Source organism: Roseateles sp. P2_H4, assembly GCF_056403315.1.
Genome location: NZ_JBFUFR010000034.1, coordinates 55,760 through 72,326, shown reverse-complemented (window position 1 = coordinate 72,326; position 16,567 = coordinate 55,760). Strand labels below are relative to the sequence as shown.

Genomic DNA, 16,567 nt, shown 5'->3' with positions numbered 1-16,567 from the left:
GCCCCCGCCCGAGCCGGCGGCCTGGCAGCAGTCCTCGCACCGGCCGCGCCCGGCCGGCGCCCGGCCGCCGGCGCGCACGCGCGTCGTCAAGGAAGCGCAACGCGGCTACTTCTCCCGCCACTGGCATGGCGAGATGAGCCTGGTGCGCAGCTACTGGGTCAACAACTTCCTGGTGGCCACGCCGCTGGCCTTCCTGCTGACGGGGCTGATGACGTGGATCAGCGTCAAGGGCGACTCGCTGCAGATCAGCGCCATCTCGCTGCTGGTGACGATGCCCTTGCTGCTGCTGCTGAACCTGTGGTGCATCGTCGGCGCCTGGCGCGCCGCGAGCAACTATCTGCGCGAGAGCGGCTCGGCGCTGTGGGGCTGGCTGGCGCGCATCACGCTGGCGCTGAGCACGCTGCAGTTGCTGGCCTCGGTGGTGTTCGGCTTCCTGCCGAGCATGGGCGAATACTGGTCGATGGCCCGCGGCGTCGACCCGCTGGGGCAGGCCAAGTTCAGCTTCTCGGCCGATGGCCGCAGCTTGAAGCTGGAAGGCGTCATCGGCATGGGCGACGGCGAGCGGATGCGCCAGTTGCTCGACAGCGAGGCCGCCAAGGAAATCAAGCGCGTCGAGCTGGTGTCGCCCGGCGGCCGGGTGCGCGAGGCCGAGCGCATGGCCGCGGCGCTGAAGTCACATGGCCACGCCAGCCGTGCCGTGGGCACCTGCGCCAGCGCCTGCACGCTGGTCTTCCTGGCCGGCCAGCCGCGTCATCTCACGCCGACCGGCGAACTCGGTTTCCACCGTGCGTCCACCGGCACCTACAACCCCGTCTTCGAGGAACTGGCCAACCAGCAGCTGGCCAAGACCTATGGCGAACTGGGCCTGCCCCAGCCCATGATCGACAAGACGCTGCGCACGCCGTCGCGCAGCATGTGGTTCGTGCCGCGCGAGGAGCTGCTCTCCTATTCGCTGATCGCCCCCTCGCCCCGCACGCTGGCCGTGCCGCTGCCGGACGCCAACGCCAAGCCGACCGACCTCAACGACGTGCTGCACATGCATCCGGTGTGGGAGGCGCTCGACCGCCGCATGCCGGGCACCGTGGACGAGGTGGCCAAGCGCATGTGGGACGCCCGTGCTGCCGGCGCCGCCGACGAGGCGGTGCAGGCCATGGCGCTGTCACCCCTGGCCCGCCAGATGCCCGCCATCCTGAACGGCACCGACCCCATCCTGCGCCGCCGCTATGTGCAACTGGTGTCCGAGCAGCTGAAGGCGCTGCGCGGAGCCAACGCCACCGGCGCCTGCCGTGACCTGCTGGAGGGGCGCATGAGCGCGCGCCCGCAGCTGCCGGAGGAGCTGCAGATCCTGGAAGCACAATGGGTGCGGGAGGCCGCCGACAGCGCGCCGGCGAACCGGCAGCCTAAGCCGCCCAGCGCCATCGAGATGGAGGTGCTGGAACGCTCCGTCGGGCCGACCGCCCTGGGCATGCTGTCCCGCCTGTGGGCCGACGCGCCGGATGCGACCCGGCCCGGCCCGAGCTGCGATCCCGTCATCACGATGCTGGACCGGCTGCAGGCCCAGCCGCCGGCCCGCCGTGACCTGGCCGCACGCCTGCTCTTCCAGCCATCGCGCTGATCAGGACCGCATAAGTTCGCGTGGGTGAAATTACCCAAGGGGGCTGATGCCAACCCCTGAGGGCCGCCTTCTACGATGCCGTCCGGCTGCCAGTTCGGCACCGTTTTCATGGAGTTGCCCTCGTGACCATCGCCTCCCCGCTGCGCCTGACCCTGCTCGGTGCCCTGCTTGGCCTCAATCTCGCTGCGCAGGCGGCACCCAGCGCGCCCGCCGCCGTCAGCTTCGACACCACGCCGCGCGCCGGCCAGCACCAGCGCCAGCAGATCGACCTGCAGGCCGTCATGAAGATGCGCGTCGAGGCCGGCCCCGACGCGACCGAAGAGCAGCGCAGCAAGATCGCCACCGCGGCCGCGAACATCGACCGCATGGGGGCCATGAAGATGGCCATGCGCATGGAGCAGACCCTGAAGGTCGACGCGCCGGACGCCGAGGGCTGGCTGCCGATGCAACTGTCGGTCGGCGCCAAGAGCGGCAGCGTGGAGATCGGCGGCAAGCCGACGCAGTTGCCCAACCTCGGCAAGACGGAGATGAGCTTCGCCGCGCGTTTCAACCCCAAGGACTTCGCCTTCGAGATGCAGAAGTTCGAGGGCGGCTCGCCTGAGGTGAGCGAGGCCATGCTCAACCAGGGCAAGGCCGCCATCGGCGAGTCGCTGCAGCTGTTCAAGGCCCTGAGCCAGCGCCCGCTGAAGATCGGCGAAAGCTTCGAGGTGCCGCTGAACATGGCCCTGCCCATGCCCTTGCCCGGTGGTGCCGGCAATATGCAGGGTCTGGTGCGCTACACGCTGGCGCGCGTCGACAAGGGCGTGGCCCATTTCGACCTGGACATGAGTCTCAACATGAACGTCGACACGCCGCTGCCCAGACCGGCTGCGGCGGCGTCCGCGGCAAGCGCTGCGGCGACGAGCGACGCACCGCCGCAGATGCTGCACATGCAGATCACCGGCGGCGGCAAGGGCACGAGCGCGATGCGCATGGCCGACCGCCTGCCGCTGTCCAACCAGCTCGCGATGAACATGAAGATGACGATGAACGGGCCCGACAACGGCCGCATGTTCATGGACATGGATATGGACATGAAGTCCAAGGGCGAGTCTCTGGCCAAGCCCGCGGCCGCCAAGGCAGCGGTCAAGAAGGCGCCTTGAGCGCGGGCGGCGCCAGGATTCGAAGCTAGGGCGCCGTCTTCTCCACGACGACGAAGGCGACGGCATAGTCCTGCTCGTCGCTGACCGTCACATGCGCGCTCAGGCCGCGCGCGGCGAACCAGTCGGCCAGCGCGCCGTGCAACGCGATCTCGGGCTTGCCGCTGCGCGCCTTGACGACCTCCATGGCGCGCCAGGTCATGGGCATGCGCATCCCCATGCCTATGGCCTTGGAGAAGGCCTCCTTGGCCGCGAAGCGCGTCGCCAGATAGGCCTCGCCCCGCGCCTCGACCTTGGCGCGGCGCTCCCTGAAGACGGCCAGCTCATGCGGCCCCAGCACCTTCTCGGCAAAGCGCTCGCCGCGCCGCGCCAGCGTGGCGCGGATGCGGCGGATGTCGCAGACGTCGGTGCCGATGCCGTAGATCATGTCGACTCCCCGCCCACCGGGTACGGCGGTCGACCCTCCGAGAGGGTCGGTCCTTGCTTGGGACGGCCCGGCACTGCGGCCCGCATCACACGTAGGCCGTCGCAATGACTTGCTGATAGGCCCGGATCGTCTCGGCATAGCCGAGCTCCAGTGCATCGGCGATCAGCGCATGACCGATGGAGACCTCCTGAACGCCGGGCACATGGCGCAGGAACAGGCTGAGGTTGTCGCGGTTCAAGTCATGACCGGCATTGATGCCGAGACCGACCTTCAGAGCCGCCTCGGCCGTGGCCGTGAAGCCGGCCAGCACGGCGTCCTGGCGCTCGGTGCCAAAGGCACTGGCGAAGGTCTCGGTATAGAGCTCGATGCGGTCCGCGCCCAGTTCGGCCACGGCAGCCATTGCAGCCGGGTTGGGGTCCATGAAGAGACTGACGCGCGCGCCGAGGCCCTGGGCTTCCTGGATCAGTGGCTTCAGGCGCTCGGCATCCTGGGGCAGCGTCCAGCCATGGTCGGAAGTGAACTGGTCTTCCGAGTCCGGCACGAAGGTGACCTGGTGCGGGCGGTGGCGGCGCACGAAGTCCATCAGGTTCTGCGTCGGGTTGCCCTCGATGTTGAACTCGGCCTGGGGCCAGTCGCGCAAGAAGGCCGCGAGGTCGTCGACGTCGCCCGGGCGGATGTGGCGTTCATCGGGCCGCGGGTGCACCGTGATGCCCTGGGCGCCCGCCAGCAGGCATTGCTCGGCGGCGCGCAGCACGCTGGGAATGCCGAGATGGCGGGTGTTGCGCAGCAGCGCGACCTTGTTGACGTTGACCGACAGGGCGCAGCGGGCGCCGGCATGGGCGAGAGGGTTCATGGGGTCAAGAATCGAGCAGTTGTTGCACGTCCACCAGCAAGGCGCGGGTGCGCAACGGCTGGTGCCCCAAATGGTAGTGGAGCAGCCCGCGCAACGTCGTCTTCAGGGTTTGGGGGGCGGCGGCGCAGGCCTGGCGCAGCGCCGCCATGCTGCCGTGCAGCAGTGCAGCCTGGAGCTGGATCAGCAATGCGCCAGGCAGGCTGGCGTCGCTGGTGGGCGGGATGAGGCCGGACTCGGCCGACAGCTGGTAGCGGCGCGCCGGATCGATGACGGCCTGGGTGGGCGTCACGACGCTGAGGTCAGGCAGCAGCCCCAACTCGGCCAGCAGCCTGATCTCGAAGGCCCGCAGCACCGAATCACCCTCGGCCAGATGCGCCAGCGTGTCGGCGTAGGCATCGAACAGCTGCGGATGCGGGTCATGCCGGGCCAGCAGCTTGAGCAGCAGCTCGTTCAGGTAGTAGCCGGAGAACAGGGCGGCGCCGGCGGGCAGCGTCGCGCCGCCGCCCCATTCGGCGCCGCGCAGCGTCTGCACGTCGCCGCCATCGACCTTGGCGGGCTTGGACAGGCTGACGCTGATGCGCTGCAAGGGCAGCAGCACGGCGCGCAACTGCGAATACGGCCGCTTGGCACCCTTGGCCGCGACGGCGATGCGGCCGGACTCGCGCGTGAACAGGTCGAGGATGAGGCTGGACTCGCTCCAGTCGTGCTGGTGCAGCACATAGGCCGACTGCACCGACGGAGTCCGCACGGGGCTCACTCGTAGCCGTAGCTGCGCAGATGCTCTTCGGTGTCGGCCCAGCCCGAGCGAACCTTGACCCACAGTTCCAGGAAGACGCGGCCATCCATCAGATGCTCCAGCTCCTGGCGCGATTCCGAACCGATGCGCTTCAGGCGTTCGCCGCCCTGGCCGATGATCATGCCCTTGTGGGCGTCGCGCTCGACGACGATGCTGGCGCTGATGCGGCGCAGCTCGCCCTCCTCTTCCCATTTGTCGATGATGACGGTGGAGGTGTAGGGCAGTTCGTCGCCGGTCAGGCGGAACAGCTTCTCGCGGATGATTTCGCTGGCCAGGAACTTCTCGCTGCGGTCGGTCAGCGCGTCTTCCTCGTAGAACCAGCCCTGCTCGGGCAGATAGGGCTTGAGGATCTTGAAGAGGCGGGTGACGTCGCTTTCCTTCTTGGCCGACAGCGGCACAAACTCGGTGAAGTTGCGGCGCTCCTGCATGCCCTTGAGCCAGGGCGCCAGTTCGGCGCGGCGGTGCACGGCGTCGAGCTTGTTGGCGATCAGCACAACCGGCTTGTCCTCGGGCAGCAGGCCCAGCACCTTGGCGTCGTCCAGGCCGAAGCGGCCGGCCTCGACGACGAAAAGCACCAGGTCCACGTCGGCCAGCACGCCGTGCACGGTGCGGTTCAGCGTGCGGTTCAAGGCGGCGTTGTGCTTGGTCTGGAAGCCGGGCGTGTCGACGAAGACGAACTGGGCTTCCTCGACGGTGCGCACGCCGGTGATGCGGTGGCGCGTGGTCTGGGCCTTGTCGGACGTGATGCTGACCTTCTGGCCGACCAGCGCGTTCAGCAGCGTGGACTTGCCGACGTTGGGGCGACCGACGATGGCGATCAGGCCACAGCGCTGGGCAGGGCCGTCAGCAGGGGCAGCGGCGGGGGGTACAGCGTCGGTGGTCATGGTTTGCCTCGTTCGGCGGTAAGTCTATCCAGCAGGCGGCGGGCTGCCTCCTGCTCGGCGGTGCGGCGTGATCGGCCTTCGCCCATTTCGGCCACGTCCAGCGCCGGTACCGCGCATTCGACCTCGAAGGTCTGGGCGTGGGCTTGGCCGCGTGTCGCGACGATACGGTAGTTCGGCACCGCGATGCGGCGGGCCTGCAGCCATTCCTGCAGTGCGGTCTTGGCGTCCTTGGCGAAGTCGCCGGCGCTGCTGGCGGTCGAGATGGTCTCGCCGAGCAGGCGGCGCACGATGGCCAGGGCGACGTCGTAGCCAGCGTCGATATAGGCCGCGCCCAGCACGGCCTCGACGGCGTCGGCCAGGATGGAAGGCCGCTGCGCGCCGCCGCCGCGGGCCTCGCCGTCGGACATCTTCAGCACCGCCGGCAGGCCCATGGCCAGGGCCAGTTTGTGCAGGCTGTCCTCGCGCACGAGATGGGCCCGCACACGGGTCAGGTCGCCTTCGTCGGAGCCGGCGTAGCGTTCGTAAAGCAGGCTGGACACGGCCAGGCTGAGCACGGCGTCGCCGAGGAACTCGAGACGCTCGTTGTGGTCGGCGCCATAGCTGCGATGGGTCAGGGCGCGCGCCAGCAACTCGGGTCGCTGGAAGCGATGGCCCAGGCGCTTCTGCAGGGCCTCAAGCACGACGCTCATCGAAGCGGGGGCAAGGTCAACGCGACTTGCCGTGGTATTTGATCAGCAGGTAGACCGGCCCGAAGAGGTCGATCTCCTTGTCCCAGGCAAACTCGATGACGACCTTGTCGTTGGCGTCCTTGGTGATCACGAGGTCGCTGCCCTTGAGGCTCTGGATGGAGTACTCGACCATGGTGGCCTGGTCGAATTCCTGGCGCACCTGGGGCACGGTCGCCGGGTTGCCTGCCGCGATGCGGTCGACCACGCGCTGCACGGTGTAGTACTCCAGCACCGTCGGGAAGACTTTCATGCCGACGACGGCAGTGGTAGCGACGACGACACCCCAGAACAGCAGGCCGAACAGCGTGACGCCACGCTGGCTGCGAAGAGGAGCGGAGGGTTGGAGGCGGCGGCTCATCTGGGGCATCAATTGAAGAAGGTACCGATGCGCTTGAGATTACCGAAATTCATCCAGACCAAGAAGGCCTTGCCGACGATGTTTTCATCCGGCACGAACCCCCAGTAGCGCGAATCGCGTGAGTTGTCACGGTTGTCGCCCAGCATGAAGTAGTGGCCGGCCGGCACCTTGCAGGTCACGCCTTCGATGGTGTAGCGGCAATTTTCCTGGAAGGGAAAGGGGCCGTCGGCGCGGTCGGCGCGGAAAAAGGTCTGGGCCTCGGGCTGCACGAGGATCTCGTGCTCCTTGTCGCCGAGCTTTTCCATGAAGCGGGGCCGGTAGACGCGCGGCGAGCCGCTGTCGTCGTAGAAATTGCCCTGGGGTTGCACCGGGGCAGCCTGGCCATTGATGTAGAGCTTCTGGTTGACGTAGCTGATTTCGTCACCCGGAATGCCGGCCACGCGCTTGATGAAGTCGGTGCTCGGGTCCTCGGGGTAGCGGAACACCATCACGTCGCCGCGCTTGACGTCGTTGTTGGCGATGATCTTCTTGTTGATCACCGGCAGACGGATGCCGTAGTGGAATTTGTTGACCAGGATGAGGTCGCCCACGAGCAGCGTCGGCACCATGGAGCCCGACGGGATCTTGAAGGGCTCGAACAGGAAGCTGCGCAGCAGGAAGACGACCAGGATCACCGGGAACAGGCCGGCGGTCCAGTCCAGCCACCAGGGCTGCTGCAGGATCTGCTGGCGGGCCGGCTCGACGTCGCCATCGACGCGGGCAATGCCCTGGGCGGCCAGGTTCTCGCGGCGCTTGGCGTCGTTGGACACCAGGGCCTCGGCCGCCGCTCGGCGGGCCGGCGCGAAATGGAAACGCTCGGCCAGCCAGTAGAACAGCGTGACCGCCGTCAGGATGAAGAGCAGCAGCGCGAAGTTGCCGTTCCACCTCCCGGTGTACCAGCCGCCCAGATAGGCCACCAGGGCCGCGTACAAAACACCGGTCAGAGCGCTCATCAATGAGGTATTCAAGGCTGGAGGGGGGGTCAGTCGTCGACTTGCAGGATGGCGAGGAAGGCTTCTTGCGGCACTTCCACGGAGCCGATCTGCTTCATGCGCTTCTTGCCGGCTTTTTGCTTTTCCAGCAGCTTGCGCTTGCGGGTGATGTCACCGCCGTAGCATTTTGCCAGCACGTTCTTGCGCAGCGCCTTGATGTTCTCGCGGGCGATGATGTTGGCGCCGATGGCGGCCTGGATGGCCACGTCATACATCTGGCGCGGAATCTGCTCGCGCATCTTGGCCGCCACGCCGCGGCCGCGGTACTGGCTCTGGCTGCGGTGCACGATCATGGACAGCGGGTCGACCTTCTCACCGTTGATCAGGATGTCGACCTTGACGACGTCAGCGGCGCGGTATTCCTTGAACTCGTAGTCCATGGAGGCATAGCCGCGCGAGACCGACTTCAGCTTGTCGAAGAAGTCCAGCACGATCTCGGCCAGCGGAATCTCGTAGGTCAGCATGACCTGCTTGCCGTGATAGGCCATGTTCAGCTGCACGCCGCGCTTCTGGTTGGCCAGCGTCATGACGACGCCGACGTAGTCCTGCGGCATATAGAGATGCACCGTGACGATGGGTTCGCGGATCTCGCGCATGGCGCCGATCTCGGGCATCTTGGACGGGTTCTCGACCTGGATGACGTCGCCGGTGTTCAGCTCCACCTCGTAGATGACGCTGGGCGCGGTGGTCACCAGGTCCTGGTCGAACTCGCGCTCCAGGCGCTCCTGCACGATCTCCATGTGCAGCAGGCCCAGGAAGCCGCAGCGGAAACCGAAGCCCAGGGCCTGGCTGACCTCGGGCTCGTAGCGCAGCGACGAATCGTTGAGGCTGAGCTTTTCCAGCGCATCGCGCAGCTGGTCGTACTCGCTGGCCTCGGTCGGGTACAGGCCCGCGAACACCTGGGGCTGGATTTCCTTGAAGCCGGGCAGCGCCTCGGTCGCCGGGCCGGCGTTGTTGGGCAGCTTCTTTTCCAGCGTGACGGTGTCGCCGACCTTGGCCGCGGCCAGTTCCTTGATGCCGCAGATGATGAAACCCACCTCGCCGGCCTTCAGGCCATCGCGGTTCTCGCTCTTGGGCGTGAACACGCCCAGGTGCTCGATCGGGTAGACCGTGTTGGTGTTCATCATGCGGATGCGCTCGCCCTTGCGCAGTTCGCCGTCCACCACACGCACCAGCATGACGACGCCGACGTAGTTGTCGAACCAGGCGTCGATGATCATGGCGCGCGGCGCGCCGTCGGGGTTGCCACGCGGCGCCGGCATGCGGGCGATGACGGCCTCGATGATCTCGTCGATGCCCATGCCGGTCTTGGCCGAGCAGGGGATGGCGTCGTCGGCGTCGATGCCGATGACGTCCTCGATTTCGGCCTTGGCGTTGTCGGGGTCCGCCGAGGCCAGGTCCATCTTGTTCAGCACCGGCACGACCGTCACGCCGAGGTCCAGCGCCGTGTAGCAGTTGGCCACGGTCTGCGCCTCGACACCCTGGGATGCGTCGACGACCAGCAGAGCGCCCTCGCAGGCCGACAGCGAGCGGCTGACTTCATAAGAGAAGTCCACATGCCCCGGCGTGTCGATCAGGTTGAGGTTGTAGATCTGGCCGTCCTTGGCCTTGTACTGAAGCGCGGCCGTCTGCGCCTTGATCGTGATGCCGCGCTCGCGCTCCAGGTCCATCGAGTCCAGCACCTGAGCTTCCATCTCGCGGTCGCTCAGGCCTCCGCAGCGCTGAATGATGCGGTCGGCCAACGTGCTCTTGCCGTGGTCGATGTGGGCAATGATGGAGAAGTTGCGGATGTGATTCATGGAGTCGTGGGCCGCGCCGGGACCGGCAGGACGCAAGGGCGGGAGCCCTTGCTGGGCAAGCTCATGTCGCGGAGCGACGCGAGGCTCTGATGCGGCGTGCGGGAGCTAAAAAAAAGGCACGTCGAAGAGGCGACGTGCCTTCCAACAAAAGGTATGGCAACTGCTTGTTGGGCCTTCATTGTAGCCAAAAGGCCTTCCCGGGAAACCGCACCAGCATTGGTTTTCCGGCCGTTGCAGGCTGCCAACAAGGAATTTTAACCACAGGTTATCCACAAGTTCCTGTGGATCGCCTGTGGAAGAAATCCAGGTGTCATCAACGGCCTTCGATTCCACCGCCGGACACCGCTTTCCAGGGGTCGTCTAACCGTGATTTTAGCGGATGGCGCGAACAATCCCCATCCCAGTGCGAAAGTTAGCCGGCGCCAACTTCCCGAAACGGTGGACAACCTCGACCGCCGGCCGCCGCTGACTTGCCGCATCGCGGAAAGACCGAGGCGGCGGCTGAGGTTTTGTGCCAGTTCAGCGGGCCGGCTTCAGCAGGATGAAGCTGGTGACGTCCTCCCGGCGCACGACCAGGTTGAGGGCCTTGGCCTTGTCCGCCTTGGCAACCTGCGCCTGGAAGGACTTGACCGACGCCACCTCGACGTTGTCCACCGACAGGATGAGGTCGCCCTCCCGCAGACCGGCGCGCGCGGCGGCACCGGTGGCGCTGTCGACCTTGACGCCCGACTTGAGCTTCATCTCCTTGCGCTGGGCTTCGGTCAGTTCCGACACCTTGAGGCCGAGGGCGGCGCTGGGCGCGGCCACGGCCGGCGCCGGCTCGGCGCTGCCTTCGCTGGCGCTGCCCGGCTTCTTGCTGCGCTCGTCCTCGCCGATGGTGACGACGATGTCCTTGGTCGCGCCGCGGCGGAACACGGTCAGCGTCGTCTTGGCGCCGGGCTTCACGTTCGCGACGAGGCGGCGCAGGTCGGCGGCCTTGTCGACGACCTTGCCATCGACCTTGGTGACGACGTCGCCGCCCTCGACACCCGCCTTCTCGGCCGGGCTGCCGGCAATGACGGAACGGATCACCGCACCCTGCGGTTTGCCCAGACCGATGGCCTCGGCGATCTCCTTGGTGAGGTCGTCAGGCAGCACGCCCAGGTAGCCGCGCACGACGCGGCCGCCGGCGCGCAACTCGTCGGCCACGCGAATGGCATCGGCGATGGGGATCGCGAACGAGATGCCCATATAGCCGCCGTTCTGGCTGTAGATCTGCGAGTTGATGCCGATGACCTCGCCGCGCATGTTGACAAGGGGGCCGCCGGAATTGCCGGGGTTGATGGCCACGTCGGTCTGGATCAGCGGCAGCAGGTCGCCGGTGTCGCGCTGCTTGGCGCTGATGATGCCGGCCGTCACGGTGTTCTCCAGGCCAAAGGGCGAGCCGATGGCCATGACCCATTCGCCGACGCGAGACTTGTTGCTATCGCCGACCTTCACGAACGGCAGGCCGGTGGCCTCGACCTTGACGACGGCAACGTCGGAGCGCTGGTCGGCGCCGATCAGCTTGGCCTTCAGTTCACGCTTGTCCGTCAGCGTGACGATGACCTCGTCGGCGCCCTGCACGACGTGGGCATTGGTCAGCACATAACCGTCGGCGCTGAGGATGAAGCCAGAGCCGACACCGCGGCGCATCGGGCCGTCATCGTCCGGCGTGCCGCCACCGCGGGGCGCGCCACGGCGCTGGTTGGGCACGGGGATGCCGAAGCGGCGGAAGAACTCCTGCATCTGCTCGTTCATCTCCGCCTGGCCTTCGGGCACCTTGACCTTCTCGGCGGTACGGATGTTGACGACCGCGGGACCGACTCTCTCCACCAGCTCGGCGAAATCCGGCAGCTCGCGCGGCTGGGCGGCGGCAGGTGCCTGGCCCAGCGCCAACGCCAGCGCGATGGCCGTGCTCGACAGCAGGAGGCGCGTGCGCGCGGAATGGAGACGGTTCTCAGCGTGCATATGGATTTCCGGAAATCAGCAGAACGGAAAGAAAACAGATGGGGCAGCGCAGCGGCGCTTCAAGGACGAGGTTGCGAGGCGGTGGGCTCCGGCAGGGTCAGCCCCCAGTCGATGATCTCGGCCGGCGCTTCCCCCGGCAATCCGGGCTCCCGCGCCGCGCCCACGGCCGGCAGCGTACGGCCTGCGGCCGTCTGCGCAAAGCTAAGGCCGTTAAGCCCCTGCGCGCGCGGTGTTGAGATCGGCACAGCGGCGACGAAGGCATCGGGGGCGGGCGCGGGCCGCAGCGCAGCCATGCCTATCGCCATGGCCACGAAACCCGCGGCGACGGCAAAGGGCGCGAACCACTCGCGCCGGCGTGGCGGCTCGGCCTGGACGAGGGGCAGCTGCGCATGCAGGGCCGTGAGCAGGGCTTGGGGTTCGCGATGCAGATCGGGCAGCTCGGCGGCGCGCAGACCGTCTGCGGCGGCATGCCAGAGGGCCCAGCGCTCGCGCAGGCTGGGGTCGTCTGCCCAGGCCGCATTCACACGCGCCCAATCGGCAGGCGTCGCGTGACCGTCCATGACGGCCGACAAGGCCTCGTTCAGCGCGTCATCGACAGGCTTCACCATGGCCGCCCTCCTCCACCCAGCAGCGGCCGCAGCCGCGCGGCCACGGCTTCGCGGGCGCGAAAGATGCGCGAGCGCACGGTGCCCGGCGGGCAGCCCATCAAATCGCCGATCTCGTCGTAGCTCAAGCCATCCACCTCTCGCAACAGCAGCGCCCGGCGCTGCTCCTCGGCCAGGGTCGCGACCGCCGCGTCCAGCTCGCGCGCCAGTTGGCGGCCAGCAAGCAGGGCTTCGGGAGTCGCATCGTCGCTTGGAGCCGCGTCGGTGCCGAAAGTTCCCTCGTCGTCGTCCAGGGATTCGACGGGCCGCTGCCGGGCGCGATGGCGCTTGGCGGCATTGATCGCGATGCGATAGATCCAGGTGTAGAAGGCGCTCTCGCCGCGGAAGGCCGGCAGCGCACGGTAGGCCGCCAGGAAAGTTTCCTGGCAAAGGTCGGCCACGTCGGCGGGGTCGCGCACGCTGCGCGACAGCAGGCGCTCGACGCGGCGCTGGTATTTCAGCACCAGCATGTCGAAGGCGCCGCGGTTGCCTTGCTGGGCCTGCAGCACCAACTGGGCGTCGACGTCCACCGTCATCGCTGCACCGCCGCGCCGTTTGCGGCGAACAGCGTCGCGCGCAGGGCGCCCCACGCCGGCTGCTGGCCACGCGACAGCGCCAGCCAGCGCGGGCCGCGGCCTGCGCCTGCCCGCAGCAGCAGCCAGGCATCGAGGTCGATCAGCACGGCGAGTTGCACGGCGGTCTCGTCATCACGGCCGGGCTCGGTCAGCCACCAGGCCTGGCCGTCCCAGCGCAGCCGGCGCGGCAATGCGGCGGCGGCCCGCCAGGCCCACAGAGCGGCCAACGGGACGATCAGCACTACAGGCCAGGCAAGGAATTGGTGGCTGCACGCCCAGACGGCAAGACCGCCTGATGCCAAAGCCGCGATCAAGGCGACGAGAGCTTGCACTACCGGCTGGCGCTGGACCTGCACGACGACCGGCGGCGTGCGACGCATCGCCGGGGCGCCGCGTCGTCAGACGCGCTTGAAGATCAGCGTGCCGTTGGTGCCGCCGAAACCGAAGTTGTTCTTGGCCGCGACGTCGATCTTCATGGGCCGCGCCTCGTTGGCGCAGTAGTCCAGGTCGCACTCGGGATCCTGGTTGAAGATGTTGATCGTCGGCGGGGCGACCTGGTCGCGGATGGCCAGGGCCGTGAACACCGACTCGATGCCGCCCGCGCCGCCCAGCAGGTGGCCGGTCATGGACTTGGTCGAGCTGATGACCATCTGCTTGGCGTGATCGCCGAAGGCCAGCTTGATCGCGTTGGTCTCGTTCACGTCGCCCAGCGGCGTGGAGGTGCCGTGGGCGTTCATGTACTGGACCTGGTCGGGGTTCATGCCCGCGTTGCGCAGCGCCGCACGCATGGAGCGCTTGGGGCCGTCAACGTTGGGCGCGGTCATGTGGAACGCGTCCGCACCCATGCCGAAGCCGGCCAGCTCGCAATAGATCTTGGCGCCGCGCTTCTTGGCGTGTTCGTACTCTTCGAGCACCAGCACGCCGGCACCCTCGCCCAGCACGAAGCCGTCGCGGTCCTTGTCCCAGGGGCGGGAGGCGGTCGCGGGGTCGTCGTTGCGGGTGGAGAGCGCCCGGGCCGCGGCGAAACCGCCGATGCCCAGCGGCGACACCGCACCTTCGGCGCCGCCCGCGATCATCACGTCGGCGTCGCCGTACTCGATGAGGCGGCCGGCTTCGCCGATCGCGTGCAGGCCCGTGGTGCAGGCCGTCACGATCGCCAGGTTGGGACCCTGGAAGCCGAAGTTGATGGAGACATGGCCCGAGATCATGTTGATGATCGAGGCCGGGATGAAGAACGGCGAGATGCGGCGCGGGCCGCGGTTCATCAGCTCGGTCTTGGTTTCCTCGATCAGCGGCAGGCCGCCAATGCCGGAACCCACGAGCACGCCGATGCGCTCGGCCTGTTCTTCGGTCAGTTGATCGCCGGTGGGAATACCGGAGTCACGCACCGCCTGGAAGGCCGCCGCCAGGCCGTAGTGGATGAAGCCATCCATGTGCCGGGCTTCTTTCGCGGGGATGTACTCCTCGATGTTGAAGCCCTTGACCTCACCCGCGAAATGGCATGCCAGGTTGCTGGCATCGAAGCGGGTGACGGTGGCAATGCCGGAACGACCGGCGAGGATATTGGCCCAGCCTTCGGCAACGGTATTGCCGACGGGACTGATCAGGCCAAGACCGGTGACGACAACGCGGCGACGGCTCATGCAGTGCGGATCAGAGTTGCGAGAGAAAGAAGGCCTTCAGGCCTTCTGGTGCTTGACGGCGTAGTCGATCGCCAGCTGCACAGTGGTGATCTTCTCGGCTTCTTCGTCCGGGATCTCGATGCCGAACTCGTCTTCGAGGGCCATCACCAGTTCCACGGTGTCCAGAGAATCGGCGCCCAGGTCGGCCACGAAAGCCTTTTCGTTCGTGACGTCGGCTTCCGCCACGCCGAGTTGCTCGGCGATGATTTTCTTGACTCGTGCTTCGATATCGCTCATGACACTCCTCCGGGAGGGGTTTGCAGAAAACAGCCCAGCATTCTACGGGCACTAGATGGGCGCCCCTAAATCAGGGCGCCCGGGCCATTCAGGCCATGTACATGCCGCCGTTGACGTGCAGCTCGCTGCCCGTGATGTAAGCACCGCCGGGTGACGCCAGGAAGACGACGGCCGCGGCGATCTCCTCGGGCGCGCCGAGGCGACCCAGCGGGATCTGCGCCAGCAGCGCGGCCTTCTGGGCCTCGGGCAGCACTTCGGTCATGTCGGTGGCGATGAAGCCGGGCGCGACACAGTTGACCGTGATGCCACGGCTGCCGAGTTCGCGGGCCAGGGAGCGGGTCAGGCCGGCCACGCCGGCCTTGGCGGCGGCGTAGTTGGCCTGGCCGGCATTGCCGGAGGCGCCGACGACGGACGTGATGTTGATGATGCGACCCGAGCGCTGCTTCATCATCGGCTTGGTGGCCGCGCGGGCGAGGCGGAAGACCGCCTTGAGATTGGTGTCCAGCACGGCGTCCCAGTCGTCGTCCTTCATGCGCATGGACAGCGTGTCGCGCGTGATGCCGGCGTTGTTGACGAGGACGTGCAGGCCGCCGTCCTTGGCGACGATGTCGTCGACGGCGGCCTGGCTGGCGGCGGCGTCGGTCACGTTCAGTGCAATGCCACGGCCACCGTGAGCGGCCAACGCCTCGGTGATGCCGGCAGCGCCGGACTCGGTCGTTGCCGTGCCGATGACGCGCCAGCCTTCGTTGGCCAGGGCCAGCGCGATGGCGCGGCCGATGCCGCGGCTGGCGCCGGTGACGAGGGCGACGCCCTTGGATGCGGATTCAGTCATTTCAGCCACCTCCCAGCAGCGCACGGGCTTCGGCCAGCGAAGCGGGGTCGAAGACGCAGGCGGCCTGCAGCTCGGCGTCGATGCGTTTGGCCATGCCGGTCAGCACCTTGCCGGGGCCGGCTTCGATGATGTGGCCGACACCGCGGGCCTTCAGCGCCTGCACGACCTCGACCCAGCGCACCGGACCGAAGGCCTGACGGTAGAGGGCGTCGCGCAGAGCTTCGTCGTTGTCGGTGATGGCCACGTCGATGTTGTTGATGACGGGGAAGGCGGCGGCATGGAACTGCACCGTCGCCAGCTTTTCCTTCAGCCGCTCGGCGGCCGGCTTCATCAGGCTGGAGTGGAAAGGCGCGGACACCGACAGCGGCAGTGCGCGCTTGGCGCCGGCCGCCTTCAGGATTTCGGCGGCCTTGTCGGCGCCGGCCTTGCTGCCGGCGATCACCGTCTGCTTGGGGTCGTTGAAGTTGACCGCCTCGACGGCCTCGCCAGTCTCGGCGGCGGCCTGGGCACAACCCGCGCGGACGGCGTCGCCGTCCAGGCCCAGGATGGCGTACATCGCGCCCGCACCGACCGGCACGGCTTCCTGCATGGCCTGGGCGCGAAAGCGCACCAGCGGCAGCGCGTCGGCCAGGCTCAAGGCGCCAGCGGCCACCAGGGCCGTGTACTCGCCCAGCGAGTGGCCGGCCGCAGCGACGGGCACCGCGCCGGTCTCGGCGACGAAGGCGCGCCAGCAGGCGATGCCGGCCGTCAGCATGACGGGCTGGGTGTTGGTCGTCAGATCCAGCTGTTCCTTGGGGCCGGCGTGGATCAGCGCGGCGATGTCCTCACCGAGGGCGTCAGAGGCTTCTTCCAGCGTGCGGCGGACTTCCAGGTGGTCGCCCCAGGCGTCGAGCATGCCGACGGCCTGCGAGCCTTGGCCGGGAAAGACAACGGCAAAAGGTGCAGTCATGAGATCAGTTCCAAATCAGTAGCGGTCGG

At 67.6% G+C, this 16,567-nt stretch carries 18 protein-coding genes; 2 read left to right on the top strand and 16 right to left on the bottom strand.

From position 1 onward, the window contains the following. Positions 1 to 1,615 (top strand): COG3904 family protein (locus AC1DW3_RS22975; RefSeq protein WP_477935247.1); only part of this gene is annotated, 1,615 nt, incomplete at its 5' end. Positions 1,616 to 1,737: 122 nt separating this feature from the next. Continuing rightward, positions 1,738 to 2,757, top strand: coding sequence for a hypothetical protein (locus AC1DW3_RS22970; RefSeq protein ID WP_477935245.1), 1,020 nt, complete (start codon positions 1,738 to 1,740; stop codon positions 2,755 to 2,757). Positions 2,758 to 2,782: 25 nt separating this feature from the next. On the opposite strand, the gene acpS is transcribed toward AC1DW3_RS22970, so the two are convergent. The 16 genes from acpS to fabD form a co-directional block, all read right to left on the bottom strand. Beyond that, positions 2,783 to 3,181, bottom strand: coding sequence for a holo-ACP synthase (gene acpS, locus AC1DW3_RS22965; protein WP_477935243.1), 399 nt, complete (start codon positions 3,179 to 3,181; stop codon positions 2,783 to 2,785). Positions 3,182 to 3,266: 85 nt separating this feature from the next. Next, positions 3,267 to 4,034, bottom strand: a complete 768-nt coding sequence (locus AC1DW3_RS22960; RefSeq protein ID WP_477935241.1) for a pyridoxine 5'-phosphate synthase — start codon at positions 4,032 to 4,034, stop codon at positions 3,267 to 3,269. 4 nt (positions 4,035 to 4,038) lie between these two features. Then, complete coding sequence (gene recO, locus AC1DW3_RS22955) at positions 4,039 to 4,782, bottom strand: DNA repair protein RecO (RefSeq protein ID WP_477935239.1); 744 nt, start codon at positions 4,780 to 4,782, stop codon at positions 4,039 to 4,041. A 5-nt stretch (positions 4,783 to 4,787) separates the two neighbouring features. Beyond that, positions 4,788 to 5,714: a GTPase Era gene (era, locus tag AC1DW3_RS22950; RefSeq protein WP_477935237.1), complete on the bottom strand. Its 927-nt coding sequence runs from the start codon at positions 5,712 to 5,714 to the stop codon at positions 4,788 to 4,790. Next, a complete protein-coding gene (gene rnc / locus AC1DW3_RS22945) occupies positions 5,711 to 6,403 on the bottom strand; it encodes a ribonuclease III (RefSeq protein ID WP_477935235.1) in 693 nt (230 codons plus the stop codon). Before rnc ends, era begins: the two co-directional genes overlap by 4 nt. A gap of 16 nt (positions 6,404 to 6,419) precedes the next feature. Beyond that, positions 6,420 to 6,800, bottom strand: coding sequence for a DUF4845 domain-containing protein (locus AC1DW3_RS22940; RefSeq protein WP_477935233.1), 381 nt, complete (start codon positions 6,798 to 6,800; stop codon positions 6,420 to 6,422). A gap of 8 nt (positions 6,801 to 6,808) precedes the next feature. Further along, positions 6,809 to 7,792, bottom strand: a complete 984-nt coding sequence (lepB, locus tag AC1DW3_RS22935) for a signal peptidase I (protein ID WP_477935231.1) — start codon at positions 7,790 to 7,792, stop codon at positions 6,809 to 6,811. 29 nt (positions 7,793 to 7,821) lie between these two features. Continuing rightward, the gene (lepA, locus tag AC1DW3_RS22930) at positions 7,822 to 9,630 is read right to left on the bottom strand and encodes a translation elongation factor 4 (protein ID WP_477935229.1); all 1,809 of its coding nucleotides are present in this window, start codon (positions 9,628 to 9,630) and stop codon (positions 7,822 to 7,824) included. A gap of 519 nt (positions 9,631 to 10,149) precedes the next feature. Further along, complete coding sequence (locus tag AC1DW3_RS22925; protein WP_477935227.1) at positions 10,150 to 11,619, bottom strand: DegQ family serine endoprotease; 1,470 nt, start codon at positions 11,617 to 11,619, stop codon at positions 10,150 to 10,152. Between the two features lie 59 nt (positions 11,620 to 11,678). Further along, positions 11,679 to 12,227 (bottom strand): RseA family anti-sigma factor, encoded by a 549-nt coding sequence (locus AC1DW3_RS22920; protein WP_477935225.1) that lies wholly within the window; start codon positions 12,225 to 12,227, stop codon positions 11,679 to 11,681. After that, positions 12,221 to 12,799 carry a sigma-70 family RNA polymerase sigma factor gene (locus AC1DW3_RS22915; RefSeq protein ID WP_477935223.1) on the bottom strand — a complete coding sequence of 193 codons (579 nt, stop codon included), beginning with the start codon at positions 12,797 to 12,799 and terminating at the stop codon, positions 12,221 to 12,223. Before AC1DW3_RS22915 ends, AC1DW3_RS22920 begins: the two co-directional genes overlap by 7 nt. Beyond that, positions 12,796 to 13,080: a hypothetical protein gene (locus tag AC1DW3_RS22910; RefSeq protein WP_477935222.1), complete on the bottom strand. Its 285-nt coding sequence runs from the start codon at positions 13,078 to 13,080 to the stop codon at positions 12,796 to 12,798. Before AC1DW3_RS22910 ends, AC1DW3_RS22915 begins: the two co-directional genes overlap by 4 nt. A gap of 156 nt (positions 13,081 to 13,236) precedes the next feature. Beyond that, the gene (gene fabF / locus AC1DW3_RS22905; protein WP_477935220.1) at positions 13,237 to 14,481 is read right to left on the bottom strand and encodes a beta-ketoacyl-ACP synthase II; all 1,245 of its coding nucleotides are present in this window, start codon (positions 14,479 to 14,481) and stop codon (positions 13,237 to 13,239) included. 36 nt (positions 14,482 to 14,517) lie between these two features. Continuing rightward, the gene (gene acpP / locus AC1DW3_RS22900; protein ID WP_056204266.1) at positions 14,518 to 14,757 is read right to left on the bottom strand and encodes an acyl carrier protein; all 240 of its coding nucleotides are present in this window, start codon (positions 14,755 to 14,757) and stop codon (positions 14,518 to 14,520) included. A gap of 88 nt (positions 14,758 to 14,845) precedes the next feature. Next, positions 14,846 to 15,589 carry a 3-oxoacyl-ACP reductase FabG gene (fabG, locus tag AC1DW3_RS22895; RefSeq protein WP_477935218.1) on the bottom strand — a complete coding sequence of 248 codons (744 nt, stop codon included), beginning with the start codon at positions 15,587 to 15,589 and terminating at the stop codon, positions 14,846 to 14,848. Position 15,590: 1 nt separating this feature from the next. After that, positions 15,591 to 16,538 (bottom strand): ACP S-malonyltransferase, encoded by a 948-nt coding sequence (gene fabD / locus AC1DW3_RS22890; RefSeq protein ID WP_477935216.1) that lies wholly within the window; start codon positions 16,536 to 16,538, stop codon positions 15,591 to 15,593. Between the last annotated feature and the right edge of the window lie 29 nt (positions 16,539 to 16,567).